12 protein-coding genes and 1 pseudogene are annotated in these 13,993 nt (G+C 57.5%); 6 read left to right on the forward strand and 7 right to left on the reverse strand.

What is annotated here, in order from left to right:
• Both DWZ54_RS11645 and DWZ54_RS11650 read left to right on the forward strand, forming a co-directional pair.
• A pseudogene (locus tag DWZ54_RS11645) lies at positions 1-203 on the forward strand (hypothetical protein); the annotation flags it as partial.
• A gap of 387 nt (positions 204-590) precedes the next feature.
• Complete coding sequence (locus DWZ54_RS11650) at positions 591-1,946, forward strand: IS4 family transposase (protein ID WP_118476475.1); 1,356 nt, start codon at positions 591-593, stop codon at positions 1,944-1,946.
• 272 nt (positions 1,947-2,218) lie between these two features.
• Here the strand turns inward: DWZ54_RS11650 and citG are convergent, their stop codons facing one another.
• The 4 genes from citG to citD form a co-directional block, all read right to left on the reverse strand.
• Entirely contained in the window at positions 2,219-3,154 is a 936-nt protein-coding gene (gene citG / locus DWZ54_RS11655) for a triphosphoribosyl-dephospho-CoA synthase CitG (protein ID WP_233541703.1), read from the reverse strand.
• Positions 3,155-3,323: 169 nt separating this feature from the next.
• Positions 3,324-4,883: a citrate lyase subunit alpha gene (citF, locus tag DWZ54_RS11660; RefSeq protein WP_118016461.1), complete on the reverse strand. Its 1,560-nt coding sequence runs from the start codon at positions 4,881-4,883 to the stop codon at positions 3,324-3,326.
• Between the two features lie 12 nt (positions 4,884-4,895).
• Complete coding sequence (locus DWZ54_RS11665; protein WP_118016462.1) at positions 4,896-5,807, reverse strand: aldolase/citrate lyase family protein; 912 nt, start codon at positions 5,805-5,807, stop codon at positions 4,896-4,898.
• Positions 5,804-6,106, reverse strand: a complete 303-nt coding sequence (gene citD, locus DWZ54_RS11670; RefSeq protein ID WP_118016463.1) for a citrate lyase acyl carrier protein — start codon at positions 6,104-6,106, stop codon at positions 5,804-5,806. Before citD ends, DWZ54_RS11665 begins: the two co-directional genes overlap by 4 nt.
• 306 nt (positions 6,107-6,412) lie before the next feature.
• On the opposite strand from citD, the gene DWZ54_RS11675 reads away from it, so the two are divergent.
• The 4 genes from DWZ54_RS11675 (at position 6,413) to DWZ54_RS11690 (ending at position 10,493) form a co-directional block, all read left to right on the forward strand.
• Positions 6,413-7,309, forward strand: a complete 897-nt coding sequence (locus DWZ54_RS11675; protein ID WP_298465365.1) for a LysR family transcriptional regulator — start codon at positions 6,413-6,415, stop codon at positions 7,307-7,309.
• A gap of 1 nt (position 7,310) precedes the next feature.
• Positions 7,311-8,384: a [citrate (pro-3S)-lyase] ligase gene (gene citC / locus DWZ54_RS11680; protein WP_118476479.1), complete on the forward strand. Its 1,074-nt coding sequence runs from the start codon at positions 7,311-7,313 to the stop codon at positions 8,382-8,384.
• 33 nt (positions 8,385-8,417) lie between these two features.
• Positions 8,418-8,933: a citrate lyase holo-[acyl-carrier protein] synthase gene (gene citX, locus DWZ54_RS11685; RefSeq protein WP_118476481.1), complete on the forward strand. Its 516-nt coding sequence runs from the start codon at positions 8,418-8,420 to the stop codon at positions 8,931-8,933.
• A gap of 141 nt (positions 8,934-9,074) precedes the next feature.
• Entirely contained in the window at positions 9,075-10,493 is a 1,419-nt protein-coding gene (locus DWZ54_RS11690; protein ID WP_118476483.1) for an anion permease, read from the forward strand.
• An 87-nt stretch (positions 10,494-10,580) separates the two neighbouring features.
• On the opposite strand, the gene ttdB is transcribed toward DWZ54_RS11690, so the two are convergent.
• The 3 genes from ttdB to gdhA all read right to left on the reverse strand — a co-directional run bounded on the left by ttdB (position 10,581) and on the right by gdhA (position 13,669).
• A complete protein-coding gene (gene ttdB / locus DWZ54_RS11695) occupies positions 10,581-11,192 on the reverse strand; it encodes a L(+)-tartrate dehydratase subunit beta (RefSeq protein ID WP_118476485.1) in 612 nt (203 codons plus the stop codon).
• Positions 11,192-12,091, reverse strand: coding sequence for a L(+)-tartrate dehydratase subunit alpha (gene ttdA, locus DWZ54_RS11700; protein ID WP_118476486.1), 900 nt, complete (start codon positions 12,089-12,091; stop codon positions 11,192-11,194). Before ttdA ends, ttdB begins: the two co-directional genes overlap by 1 nt.
• Before the next feature lie 228 nt (positions 12,092-12,319).
• Entirely contained in the window at positions 12,320-13,669 is a 1,350-nt protein-coding gene (gdhA, locus tag DWZ54_RS11705) for an NADP-specific glutamate dehydrogenase (protein WP_118476488.1), read from the reverse strand.
• Between the last annotated feature and the right edge of the window lie 324 nt (positions 13,670-13,993).

Raw genomic sequence — 13,993 nt, forward strand, 5'->3', positions numbered from 1 at the left:
TCGACCGACGCAATTTGGCGAATTTCACCCGACGCGAACATAGTGTAGTGCTGGCGGTCTATCTCTTGTTTTCGGTTGCTTGCTTCCTTACCGTACATGAGCATCCGAAGGATGGTCCTGTATTCTACTTTGAGGGCACAGATGAGAACGATGAATCGGACGAGGTTGGCCTCGACCCCGATACCGGAGAAATCTTCGAGTAACTGAATATCAGACACACAAAAAGAGCTACTTGCTTTATAGCAGGTAGCTCTTTTTGTGTGCGTATTTTCAACCAAATTTTGCGACCAAAATATCCGTGGCTGAATACCGTTTTCAACCAAATATTTCATTCAGATGTTTTGGTAGTTCTATGACTTTCAACCAAATTTTTCATCCAAACAATTCCTAGACAGGGGTCATACATATGATTTTCAACCTCTAAATTCACTTACCCCAATTTTTTACCTGTTTTTCCAGTAAAAACAGGCTTTGCGGCCCCATTTTGGCCATTTTTCGCTGGTCGCGGATTTGCCCGCCGGGCCAGTCTTCTCGTGTATGATGAAACCATCAGAACGAGCAGGGAATGGTTCCGAGGGGAGGGCTGGCAAATGGCGAAGGTATCACGTAAAGGCAGCGATGCAGCTGCCAGAAAGGCTGCCATGGTGAAGCATGCTCTGGACAAGACTATCTCGGCCATCGTAGAGAACCCCGCCGAGTTCGTTGTCAACCCCGGCAAGGACTTCACCCGGAAGCGCACATTGCCCCTCGGGAGAATGTTGCACATCATCCTCGGTATGGGCGGCAACTCCCTCCAGAAGGAGATTTCCGACTACTTCGAGGGCAGCAAGGAATTTGCGACCAAGTCTGCCTTTGTGCAGCAACGGAGCAAGATTAAGCCCGAAGCACTCAAGTATATGCTGCACCAGTTCAACAATGCCTGCCACGACAGCAAGACCTACATGGGCTATCATCTCTATGCCTGCGACGGAACCAAGGTGACGGTAGCCACCGACCTCGATAATGCAGATACGCATGTAAGGGGCGGCAGCAATTCGGACGGCTTCAACCAGTATCACATCAGCGCATTCTACGACCTCATGAACAAGACGTATGTGGATGCCATCGTCAAGGGCGCGAACAGCACCGACGAGCCGCAGGCCGCTGTCGATATGATAAACAGCCTTGACTTTCCCGAGAAGAGCATCCTCATCTGCGACCGGGGCTATGCAGCCATGAACCTCATGGAGCACTGCAATCGCAAGGAAGGGCTGGACTACCTGATCCGCGTCAAGGAGAGCTGGATTCTCGAGGTGAAGGCACTTCCGATGAAAGAGCTCGATACGGATATCCATATCGAGCTGAGGACAACCCAGACCAACGAGGATAAAATTGCTTACAGGAACCGGACAGCCAAGTACATTCCCGGCAAATCGAAGTTCGGCAAAATCAAATCTTCGCAGTGCTGGGATTTCGAGTCTCCGCACCGGATGACCATCCGCATCGTGCGGTTCAGGATAACGGAAGACCGCTACGAGACCATCGCCACATCTCTGGACAGGTTCGCTTTTCCAGCAGAGCGCATCAAGGAACTCTATAATATGCGCTGGGGCATCGAGACCTCGTTCAGGGATCTGAAATATGCCATCGGTATGGTGAACTTCCATGCCCGCAAGGAAAACTCCATTCTACAAGAGATTTATGCCTCCTTGGTTATGTATAATTTCAGCGAGAGGATGACTTCCTGTGCCGTCGTAGTACAGGCAGGCGGCTGCAAACACACATATCGGGTCAATTTTGCCATGTCGGCATACTCCTGTAAGAAGTTCTTCTGGGAGCGCATCGCAACCGCCATTCTTCTGCTCGATGAAATCCTGCGCTACGTCGAGCCAGTCCGCGAGGGCCGGTCGGACAAGCGCAAGATGAAGACCCAGTCGGCAGTCAATTTCATATATCGCGTAGCATAGACTCAAAAATCAAGAACCCAGCCTATGCTAATTGGTATGTCCAAAAACAGAAAAATTACATCAGAAACGGCAAAAAAGACACTCGAGCGCCGGTATCTACCGGATTTCGGGTGTCTTTTCCTATCGGACGGTCTTAACTTAACGGAAACTGGTCGATGTCTGATAAGCAAGCGGGAAAATGAAATTTTCCCCGCTTAACTTAATGACATTGCCCGAATGGGACAGCATTTTTTATGCCTTCTCCGCGCAGCGGTGGATGTGGTCAGCAACCCTCACGCAAAGCCATTTGCCGTGACGGGCTCTGCCTGATGAAGGCGGCCCTGCTCAAAGCGGCGCTCGAGCTCGTAGAGGAAGTGCGTCACGGCCAGGAGGTCGGCGCTGCCGCCAGGGCTGATCCAGCGTTCCGTGAAATCCTCGTCGAGCGCGCGGATGGCTTTGCAGCCCGCTTCCGTGTGCATCCCGTCGAGCATCGCGACGTTGCGCGCGGCCTGCTGGGCGTAGCGCAGCGCCGCCATATCGTGGCGGCCGAGAATATTCGTATCCATATTGCTGCCAATGAGCGCAAGCAGCGTATCACAGAGCGCGTCGTTCACGCAAAAGCCCTCCTCGCGGCGGCGGCGGTAGACCGGCATGGCGAAGAAGCGGACCGTGGCAAAGCCGCTTTCCGCCTCGCCGCGCACCCCCGTCACGCCGTAGCGCAGGAACATGGCCTCGCCCTTCGTGCGCTCCTCCGCGGGCTTTTCCTCCACATGCGCGTAGGCCGCAGCCGTCAGCCCCTCGCACATCTCGGCCACGAGCGTGCAGAGATGGTCCGTCGTCAGCGCTTCGCCGCGCTTCATGGCCCAGCCGGCTGCTCCCGCGAGCAGGCCGAGGCTAAAGATCATGCCCTTGTGGGTGTTGATGCCGTTTGTTGCCGCAAACATGCGCCGCTCCGCCACGATGCCGGCGGCCTGCAGATACGGCAGCAGCGAGGCGGCGGCTTCCACCGCATGATTGGCGCCGATGCGCGCGAATTCATCGAAGCTGCGGCGCAGTGCCGTGGCCGACGAAAGGAATGTAAAGAAATCCATATCGCGGTGGGCGCCATTCGTCGCGCGGTCCACCAGTCCCGGCTTCGGCGTCGCCGAAACCTCACACAGCATGGCTTCATGAGCCAGATCACCGATTGCGGAAATCTGCATATCTTCAACCTTCCCTTCCTGAACCATATCCTCTGCTCCTCCTGACAGCCGATGACAATACGTGCTTTACCTGTGCCTGCTTCTCAAGCATACCATATCCACCGGCCGCCTGCACCCTTATGCAAGGAAAGCGGCCACCGGCACATGCCGGCAGACCGCCCCCTGAAGGTTAGAATGTATCGTTTTTCCTCAATGCTCAAAGCTGCAGCGGCTTGATCTTGCGGATGACATCGAGGATCGTGCCGTCGCGTGCCTCGAGGACAGCGATGACCTTGTCTTCCCACTCGAGATCGTCCGGCGTGCCGACAAGGCTGTACGCCTTCTCCTGCAGCGCTTCAATCGTCGTATGCTCAATACCGGCCTTGTCGAGGCACTCGATGAGATCCTGACGGCGCGGATTGACGGCAATGCCGTAATCCGTGACGAGGACATCGACGCAGTCGCCCGGCGTCGTGACCGTGACGACCTTCTTGCAGACCGTAGCCATGCGGCCGCGGACGAGCGGCGTGACGATGATGCAGCACTTGCTGCCTTCGGCCGTATCCGGATGTCCGCCCGGCGCACCGCGCAGCACGCCGTCCGAGCCCGTCAGGACGTTGACGTTGAAGTCCGTATCGATTTCAAGAGCAGCGAGCACGACGAAGTCGAGCTTGTTGACATAGGCGCCCTTGTTGGCCGCGCTGGCGTATTCGCTCGTCGAGATCTCGAGATGCTTGTCCGGATGCTCTTCGAGATGCTTGATGGCCTTCATGTCGAAATCCTGCGTATCGAGCAGCTTGCCGACAAGGCCCTTGTCCATGAGGTCGCAGATGTTGCCGCCCATGCCGCCGAGCGCGAAGCCCATCTTGATGTTCTGCTCAACCATGTACTCCTCGAGGAAGCGGTTGACAGCGAGCGACGGGCCGCCGACGCCCGTCTGGAAGGAGAACCCGTCCTTGAAGTACGGCGTCGAAGCGATGACCTTGGCACAGTTCTCAGCCATCATGAGGTTGCGCGGATCCTGGGTGATGCGCGCTTCCTTCGTGCCGATCTTCGTCGGATCGCCGATGGCGTCGACGACGACGACAGCATCGACATCGATGGAGCTGATCGGCGACGGCATGTTCGGGAACGGAACGAGCGTATCCGTCACGACGACGACATGGTCGGCATAATGGGAGTCTGCCACGGCATAGCCCATGGCACCGCAGTTGTGCTTGCCGCCCGTACCCTTGGCATTGCCGTAATCATCCGACGTGGAAGCGGCGATGAAGGAAATATCGATGTGGAGCTCACCCGTCTCGATGGCGCGCGGACGGCCGCCGTGGCTGCGGATGATGGCCGGCGTCTTGAGCTTGCCGGCCGAAATGACTTCACCGATGCGGCCGCGAACGCCCGAGGACTGGATGCCGATGATCTTGCCCTGCTCGATGTAGTCAGCCAAAAGGTCCTGTGCGCTGCCGAGCGACGTCGTGGCAACCGTCAGGTCCTTGAGACCCATGTCCTCGATGAGGACTTTCATGACCATGCTCGTCACATAGTCGCCGTTGCGGAAGGCATGGTGGAACGAAACCGTCATGCCGTCATGAGCACCGCATTTCTCGCAGGCTTCACGGATGGAAGCCACGACCTTGCTCTCCTGCGGCTTCTCGTGGCGGATCGTCACGGGGCCGGCTTTCTTAAACGGCTTGCCGTCCATATGATATTTGCCCTGGTAGACTTCTTTGCCGTCCTTCAGGAGCTCATCAGGAATATCTCTTCCTACTGCGTTGATCATTTCTGCTCCTCCTTATAAATCGCCGTGATAGACACCGCAAGCCTTCGCGAGTGCGATGACGCGGCTGGCATCCTTGATAAAGGCGATATCGACCATCTTGCCGTTGACCGTGTAAACGCCGACGCCAAGCTTCGACTGCTCCTCATACGTGCGTACGTACGTCTCAGCCGTGGCGATTTCCTTCGGCGTCGGAGCGAGCGTCTGATGAACAAAGGCAATCTGGCGCGGGTTGATGAGGCTCTTGCCATCAAAGCCCATATCGTGGATCATGCGGACTTCATTCTCGAACCCTTCTTCATCATCGAGGTTCGTGAAGACCGTATCGAAGCACTGGACACCTGCGGCGCGGGCCGACATTACGATGAGGTTGCGCGCCGTGTTGAGCTCGATGCCGCCCGGTACGTAATGCGTGTGCATGCTGCGATGGAAATCACCGGCCGAAAGGGCAATGCCGAACAGGCGGTCCGAAGCAGAAGCGATCTCATAGGCATTGAGCACGCCCTTCGGGCTCTCGAGTGCGGCCATAATGAGCGTGCGGCCTTCCTCGACGCCAAATTCCTTCTCGGCTGCGAGCACGTGCTCCTCTACCTTCTTGACATCCTCGGCGCTCTCGCACGTCGGGATGCGCACGCCGTCAGCGCCGCCGGCGACGCAGACGCGGATATCCTCTTCCCAGTGCGGCGTATCGAGGCCGTTGATGCGGACGATGACTTCCGTGTCACCGTAATCAATGGTCTTCAGGGCATGATAGAGCGAGAAACGGGCGGAATCCTTCTGGTTCTCGGCTACGGCATCCTCGAGGTCGAGCATGATCGTATCGACGCCATAGATGTAGGCATCTTTGATGAGGCCCGGCTTCTGGGCATTCATGAACATCATCGTACGGCGCAGGCGGAAGCGCTCAGGTCTTGGACGTGGAATCATTTGATGACACCTCCCCACGGAATATTCTTGGCGGACATATCGTTGCTGCGGAATACCGCGCATTCTACACGTGCTTTGAGCGTGCAGTCAAGGGCACCCTTATCCACGACTTTGACGCGTGCATTCTTGACGCCAAGACCTTCCAGGACGGACAGGACCGTTGCCTTGATCTGACGGCCATACTGGTTCATGACGCTGGATTCCAGCGTGAGCTCGATCCCATTGGTGCCAGGCATAACCGTTACCTGAGCATCACTGGATTCCAGCGTGCCAGCGATTGCAGCCTTCTGGATTTCCATAATATCGCTCCTTTGCAAAACACCTAAGTATTGTCTGATTACTCTTTTATTAAAACGCGAAACCATCCCTTTGTAAAATGTCTCTTTTTTATACTTATCCATTCCATATGTGCATGATAAAGTAGAAAAGAAAGGCTATTTACAACTTCTCCATTCTTTTATACCATAACGATAGAGAATGATATTCCCGATGATGCCGATAAAATCTTACTGCATAATCACAGGCTATGAAGGTTATTCCTATCATAATTTATAGTAGGATCATGCGGCAAAACAAGCAATGTATCGTCAGATCGTCAGAAAGGAATGATTGATTTGGATGAACAGGATTTCCACCTCTTGCAGGTCCTGAGCCGCACGCGCAACATCACGCATGCCGCCGACGAATTATACATCACGCAGTCCTCCGTCTCAAAGCGCATCCGCCAGATGGAAAAGGAACTCGGCCTGACGCTGATGCTGCGCTCCCGCCAGGGCGTCCAGTTCACGCCGGCCGGCGAGATCGTCTTGCAGCATGTCAAAAACGTCCTGCAGGAACTCGACACCATGAAGCAGGAGCTCAGCCTCCAGACGGGGCGCATCGCCGGCACCCTGCGCGCTGGCATCTCCATCAACTACGCCATGTACCGGCTGCCGGACGAGCTCGCCGACTACAACGAGCGCTACCCGGCCGTCACCACGCAGATCACGACAGCCAACAGCCAGCAGGTCTACTCGATGCTCCTGGCCAATCAAATCAACGTCGGCATCCTGCGCGGCGAGTACAGCGAATGGCGCGGCGAACGCATCCTGCTCGCACGCGAGCACATCTGCGCCATCACGAGCCTGCAGGACAAGGACACGCCGCTCTCGGGCCTGCCGCAGGTCTCCCGCCCGGCCGACGATGACATGGAGCGCATGCTGGCCCAGTGGATGCGCGAGAATCACCTGCAGTCCTCGCCCAACCGCATCTCCGTCAACAGCACGGCCACCTGCATGGCCATGGTGGAGCGCGGCCTCGGCTGGGGCATCGTGCCGGAGATCTGCCTCGGCAATTTCCACGGCTGCGTCCGCCCGCTCTACTTCGCGAACGGCGAGCCCCTGACGCGCTCCACCTTCATCATGTACACGAAGCAGGCACTGGAGCTGCCGCAGGTCCGCGTCTTCATCCAGCTCATCCGCGAGCACAACAAACTGAGACAAGAGAAACGGGAGGACACCTGATATGAGTGAAGTAACCAAGATTTTCCCCAGCGATACGCGCGCCCTGGCAGAAGTCTCCGCCCTGCTCGAGCAGGAAGGTATCCGCCTCGACCGCAACCTCGACTACATCAGTGCCATCCGCGACGACGACTACCACATCATCGCGACGGGCAGCATGTTCCACAACACCCTGCGCTGCTTCGCCGTCGACCACCGCCACCGCGGCGAAGGGCTCTTGAACACCATCGTCAGCCATCTCATGGAACAGCAGCTCCTGCGCGGCAACCTCGAAGTCTTCCTCTACACGAAGCCGGCTTCCGCCCGCTTCTTCCACGATCTCGGCTTCTACGAGATTGCGCGTGTCGAAGGACGCCTCGTCTTCATGGAGAATCAGCCACAGGGCTTTTCCCGCTGCCTGCAGCGCTTCCAGGACGAAACCGCAGCTTTCCTTAAAGATAAGAAACAAACGCTCGATGACAGCAGCCGGACAGCCGCCATCGTCATGAACGCCAACCCTTTCACGCTCGGGCACCGCAGCCTCATCGAGCGGGCCAGCCGCGAAAATGATCTCGTCCATCTCTTCCTTGTCAGCGAGGACGCCAGTCTCTTCCCCTTCGCCGTCCGCCAGAAGCTCGTCATGGCTGGCATCGAGGAATTCCCGAATGTCTGCCTGCACGCAAGCGGCCCTTACATCATCAGCAACGCCACCTTCCCGAGCTACTTCCTGCCCGACGACGACACTGCGAGCATCGGCCATGCCGAACTCGACCTCACGCTGTTCGGCAAAATCGCCGCGGCGCTCGGCATCCACCGCCGCTACGTCGGCGAGGAACCCTTCAGCCAGGTCACGGATCGTTACAATCAGGTCATGCGCGAAAAGCTGCCGGCGCTCGGCATCGAGTGCTGCGTCGTGCCGCGCCTGGCCGTGAACGGACGTGCCGTCAGCGCCTCCGATGTGCGCCAGTGCATAAAAGACGGCGACTGGGAGCACCTCCAGGCACTTGTACCCCCCGCCACGTATGACTGGCTCAAGAGCGGGGATGCCGCCGGCGTGCGCCGCCGCATCGCCGCCACGCCGGACGTGCGCCACCATTAACGTACAGCGAATCACGAGAAAGGAGTCTTATCCATGCTCAACGGAACACATGTCGAACTGCCCGCGATGCTCATGGCCCGCGAGGCACGCGCTGCTGCCCAGACGGCCTGCCGTCATGCGCATCCCGGCTGCGCGCTCATCTCCTTCGGCCTTAACATCCCCGGCCCCGTCAAGACGAATGACGACCTGCGCCGCCTCTTTGACGACGGCCTTTCATCCATCGAAGCATGCCTGAGCAAACTGGAGTTTCCTGTAGTCCAGAAGCTCGAGCACCACGCGTCGACCGGCGACGAAGCCATCCTCGCCGTCGACGGGGATGCCAATGCCATCAAGGCTGCCGCCACAAAGCTCGAGGAAACGCATCCGCTCGGACGCCTCTTCGACATCGACGTGCTCGACGAGTCTGGGAACAAGCTTTCCCGTGCCGTGCCGCGCCGCTGCCTGCTCTGCGGCGAGCAGGCCCAGGTATGCGCCCGCAGCCGCCGTCATTCCGTAGAGGATTTAACCAATCGCATAAACGAGATGCTTTTGGAATACCTTCAACGATAACATCTGTATAATAACACGTTTCCATTCCATCAGGGAATGATAGGGTACGAAAAATCTGACTTTTACAAAGCATTCCGATTATGGTAGAAATAAATTACATAAATCCTATCATGTTTCATATTTAAGGGAGTGGAAAAAGGAATGTCTACATCACCCAAACAAGGACTCTGGTGGAGAGCACTCGTCACCATCCTCGTGGCAGCCATGGGCTGGATTATCCCGGTCCCCGAGGGGCTGACACTCAACGCCTGGTATCTGTTCTCTATCTTCCTCGGCACCGTCGTCGGTTTCATCCTCCAGCCAATCGAGCTTGGCACCGTCGCCCTCATCGCCCTCGTGGCCTGCGCCCTGTCGGGAGCCATGACCTTCAAGCAGGTTCTTTCCGCCTTCAGCGGCAACACCGTATGGCTGATCGTCTCGGCCTTCCTGCTGGCCCGTGCCTTCATCATCACGGGCCTTGGCCGCCGTATCGCCTACATCGCCATGCGCGCCTTCGGCGACAGCAGCCTGAAGCTGGCTTACTCGATAAGCTTCTCGGAAATGATCATCGCACCGGCCATCCCGTCGAACTCCGCACGTGCCGGCGGCCTGATCTTCCCGATCGTCCAGAGCCTTGCCGATGCATTTGGCTCGGATCCTGAAAAGAGCCCGCGCAAGATCGGCGCATTCCTTACGGTCAGCGTCTTCCAGCTCGACCTCGTCATTTCCGCCATGTTCCTCACGGCTATGGTCGGCAATCCGATTGCCGTCGAACTGGCCAACCGCATCCTCGGCATCGAGATCACCTGGATCGACTGGTTCGTAGCCGCATCCGTTCCTGGTATCGTTTGCTTCCTTATCATCCCTTACTTCATCTACAAGGTTTACCCGCCGGAAATCAAGCATACGCCGGAAGCCAAGCAACTCGCCGATGCAGAGCTTGCAAAGATGGGCCCGATGTCCCGCAGCGAGAAAGTCCTCGCCGGCGTTTTCGTCCTGCTGCTCGTCCTCTGGGCTACGGCCAGCATCACGCATCTCAACGCCACGCTCATCGCCTTCGTCGGCCTTTGCATCCTGCTCGTCTGCCGCGTCATCAAATGGAGCGACGTCACGGGCGAGAAGAACGCATGGAACACCCTCGTATGGGTTGGCGGCGTCATCGTCATGAGTGATTACCTCAACCGCCTCGGGTTCATCCCCTGGTTCGCCAAGATTCTCGAAAACCAGATGGTCGGCGTCGGCATGATCGCAGCCGTTGCGCTTTCCTTCATCATCTACCTCTACAGTCACTATTTCTTCGCCAGCATGAGTGCTCACGTCACGAGCATGTATGCCGCCCTCATCACGCTCGGTGCGGCAGCCGGCGCTCCCCCGTTCGTCTCCGCGTTCGTCGTCGCCATGGCATCGAACATCTGCGGCTGCCTGACGCACTTCGGCACAGGCCCGGCTCCTGTCTACTTCGGTGCCGGCTACGTCCCACAGAAGACTTGGTGGATGATCGGCTTCGCCGTCTCGCTGATCCACATCGTCGTCTGGCTCGGTATCGGTGGCGTCTGGTGGGCGTTCCTCGGTTACTGGTAAGCTTCATCCAAACAGCACAGTCAAATGCAAAAGCCGTCGCGGCAAAACCGCGGCGGCTTTTTTACGTCCTGCTGATGTCAGCGGATGTTATTTGATGAAGCCCACCTGACTGGCGATCTCTTCGTAGACCTTGTCCCTGCGCTCGTTGAAAATGACTTTGTTCTCCTCGAACAAGTTGCGGCCGTGCGTGTCGATGGAGACGATGAGCGGACCGAACTCCTTGACCCTGCAGGTCCAGAGCGTTTCCGGCATGCCGAGGTCCTTCCAGTTGGCTGAGAGGATTTTCTCGACGCAGGTGGCCGCCACGACAGCACAGCCTGCGGGGAACACACAGTGCAGGGCCTTGTGATCGCGGCAGCCACGCATCGTGCCGTCGCCCATGCCGCCCTTGCCGATGATCAGGCGCACACCCGTCTCCCTGATAAAGGCTTCCTCAAATTTCTCCATGCGCATCGAGGTCGTCGGACCCACCGTCACCATCTCATACGAGTCCCCGCCGAGCGGGCGGATGATGGGGCCGGCGTGCAGGATGGCGCCGTCCCTGACATCAACGGGCAGCTTGCGTCCCTCCTCGATGACGCGGCGATGTGCCACGTCGCGGCAGGTCGTGAGCTCGCCCGTCAGGTAAATGACATCCCCGACATGGATATCCTCAAGATCTTCTGCGCTGATTGGCGTCGTAAGTACTTTCTTAGCCATCAGAAATCCACCTCCGAATGCGAATCAATTGTATAATTAAGCTCCTTGTCGAAAACGATGTGACCGCGGCGATGCGACCAGCAGCCCACGTTGACCGCGACGCCGATAACCGACGGATGGCGCGCGCTGTTCTCGATGTTGACGCCGAGCACGGAATTCCTGCCGCGCAGGCCCTGCGGGCCAAGGCCGATGGCATTGATGCCGTCCTCGAGGAGCTGTTCCATCTTCGCTGCTTTGGGGTTCTCATTGTGCGAGCCGATGCGGCGCATGAGGGCTTTCTTCGACTGCAGCGCCGCGACCTCGACCGAGGTGCCGATGCCGACGCCGACGAGCAGCGGCGGGCAGGCATTGAGGCCGTAGCTCGTCATCACGTCGAGCACGAATTTCGTGACGCCCTCATAGCCCTCGCCGGGCATCAGGACCTTGGCATGACCCTGCAGTGAGCAGCCGCCGCCCGCCATGTACGTGTAGATCTCGCAGTCGTCGCGCCCCGGCACGATATCCCAGAACAGGGACGGGATGCCCTTGGCCACGTTCCTGCCCGTGTTGTACTCGTCAAACGTCTCGACGGCGTTGTGGCGCAGAGGCGCATCCTTCGTCGCCTGCACGACGGCCTCGCGCAGCAGCGACGGCAGCTGCGCCATGTACGGGAACTTTGAGCCGCAGTTGATGAAGAACTGAATGGCTCCCGTATCCTGACAGCTCGGACGGTTGAGCTTCATCGCCAGCTCCTGATTCTTCTCCATCGTCTGGTAAATGGCCTTCGCGAGCGGCTCTTCTTCCTGTGCAGCCAGCTCGGCAATCTTCGCGCGCACATCGTCCGGCAGGCGCTTGCCCGTAAAGGCCAGGAACTTCGCCATGACATCGGTCATATGCGTGACAGCATCTTCTCGTAACATATGCTCATCCTCTCCTATCCTGATTGGCTCTCAATCATCATGAATCGTACGGGCCAGCGAAACCTTCCCGCTTCCCGCCTGTTGCTTTCATTATAGTTCGGCAGTCATCATAAGTCGAATACCAATATTTTTATAAATACCATAATCTTTTCCCTATATATTGGGATAAAAAATACCGGTCACCCGAGGATGACCGGTTAAAGAGTTGAGAAAATGATTCAATTCGGCTCAGACGAGTCCCTGAGCCAGCATGACCTCGGCCACGCGCAGGAAGGCCGTTATATTGGCACCGGCGACGAAGTCGTCGGGGTCTGCATACTGTTCAGCATTGCGGCGGGCATTCTCATAAATATTCTTCATGATCGCCTTGAGGCGGCCATCGACCTCCTCAAACGTCCACTGCAAGCGCTCGGAATTCTGCGCCATCTCCAGCGCCGAAACGGCCACACCGCCCGCATTGGCCGCCTTGGCCGGAGCGAAGAGCACTTTGTGCTGCTGGAAATACGCGATGGCATCGAGCGTCGACGGCATGTTCGCGCCTTCGCCGACGGCCGTCACGCCATTGGCGACGAGTGCCTTTGCGCTCTCGAGATTGATCTCGCCCTGCGTCGCACACGGCAGCGCCACATCGCACGACACGGTCCAGACGCCGCGGCAGCCCTCGTGATACGCAGCCTTGGGATGCGTATCGACGTACTCCCTGATGCGGCCGCGGCGCACCTGCTTGATTTCCTTGACGGCCGCAAGGTCGATGCCGTCGGGATCGTAGACGTAGCCGTTGGAATCCGAGCACGTCACGACCTTCGCGCCGTACTCCTGTGCCTTCTCGATGGCGTACGTCGCCACATTGCCGGAGCCCGAGACGACGAGCACCTTGTCCTTGAGGCTAATGCCCTTGGCATCGAGCATGTTCTTGACGAAGTACAGGAGGCCGTAGCCCGTCGCTTCCGTGCGGGCAAGCGAACCCCAGTAATCGACGCGCTTGCCCGTGAGCACGCCGGCATCGTAGCGGTCGCGGATGCGCTTGTACTGACCGTACAGATAACCGATCTCGCGGCCGCCCACGCCGATATCGCCGGCCGGCACATCGACATCGGGGCCGATATGACGATAGAGCTCCGTCATGAAGCTCTGGCAGAAGTGCATGACTTCGTTGTCGCTGCGCCCATGCGGATCAAAGTCCGAGCCGCCCTTGGCGCCGCCGATGGGCAGCCCCGTCAGGGCGTTCTTGTAGACCTGCTCGAATGCCAGGAACTTCAGCACATCGAGCGTGACGCTCGGATGAAAGCGCAGGCCGCCCTTGTATGGTCCTATGGCACTTGACATCTGTACGCGGTAGCCGCGGTTGATCTGGATGCGTCCCTGATCATCCTGCCAGGGAACGCGGAACGAAATCGTGCGCTCCGGCTCCACCATGCGCTCGAGGATCTTCTGTTCGCGGTACTCCGGATGATTCTCGAGTACCGGCACGATGCTCGAGAATACCTCGGACACCGTATCGTGGAACAGCTTCTGCTCCGGATCTTTCTGCTCGATGCTCGCGAGGACATCGGCCACATACTGTTTCATATCGGACAAAATAACCCCTTCCTTCCGTAGTCTGCCCTTTTCCTGTCTGTTTTCCATACATGCTGCACGTTTACAATATTACAACTGCAAACATTACAAAATCAGTATACTATACTCCTGTCGTAAAGTATATATGATTAAAAAAAGAAGTATTATTCACTTTATTCGTGAAAATATCCGACGGATAAACGAATAAACGGAGCGTAAATGCCGTCAGATATACAAAATATCACGCGGGGATGTGCCTGTTGGTTCAATTAAAATGCGGCCAGGAATCTTCTCACTTCAGTCTGGAGAGGAATGGCCGCAACGGTAGTCACTTGGAATACTGAT

It is taken from the genome of Mitsuokella sp. AF33-22 (assembly GCF_003475755.1).
Lineage (GTDB): Bacteria > Bacillota > Negativicutes > Selenomonadales > Selenomonadaceae > Mitsuokella.

What these genes read in the sequence shown, in the direction of transcription:
- DWZ54_RS11650 (WP_118476475.1), top strand. Translation starts at nt 591, where the DNA reads ATGGCGAAGGTATCACGTAAAGGCAGCGATGCAGCTGCCAGAAAGGCT.
- citG (WP_233541703.1), bottom strand. Translation starts at nt 3,154, where the DNA reads ATGGTTCAGGAAGGGAAGGTTGAAGATATGCAGATTTCCGCAATCGGT.
- citF (WP_118016461.1), bottom strand. Translation starts at nt 4,883, where the DNA reads ATGATCAACGCAGTAGGAAGAGATATTCCTGATGAGCTCCTGAAGGAC.
- DWZ54_RS11665 (WP_118016462.1), bottom strand. Translation starts at nt 5,807, where the DNA reads ATGATTCCACGTCCAAGACCTGAGCGCTTCCGCCTGCGCCGTACGATG.
- citD (WP_118016463.1), bottom strand. Translation starts at nt 6,106, where the DNA reads ATGGAAATCCAGAAGGCTGCAATCGCTGGCACGCTGGAATCCAGTGAT.
- DWZ54_RS11675 (WP_298465365.1), top strand. Translation starts at nt 6,413, where the DNA reads ATGATTGATTTGGATGAACAGGATTTCCACCTCTTGCAGGTCCTGAGC.
- citC (WP_118476479.1), top strand. Translation starts at nt 7,311, where the DNA reads ATGAGTGAAGTAACCAAGATTTTCCCCAGCGATACGCGCGCCCTGGCA.
- citX (WP_118476481.1), top strand. Translation starts at nt 8,418, where the DNA reads ATGCTCAACGGAACACATGTCGAACTGCCCGCGATGCTCATGGCCCGC.
- DWZ54_RS11690 (WP_118476483.1), top strand. Translation starts at nt 9,075, where the DNA reads ATGTCTACATCACCCAAACAAGGACTCTGGTGGAGAGCACTCGTCACC.
- ttdB (WP_118476485.1), bottom strand. Translation starts at nt 11,192, where the DNA reads ATGGCTAAGAAAGTACTTACGACGCCAATCAGCGCAGAAGATCTTGAG.
- ttdA (WP_118476486.1), bottom strand. Translation starts at nt 12,091, where the DNA reads ATGTTACGAGAAGATGCTGTCACGCATATGACCGATGTCATGGCGAAG.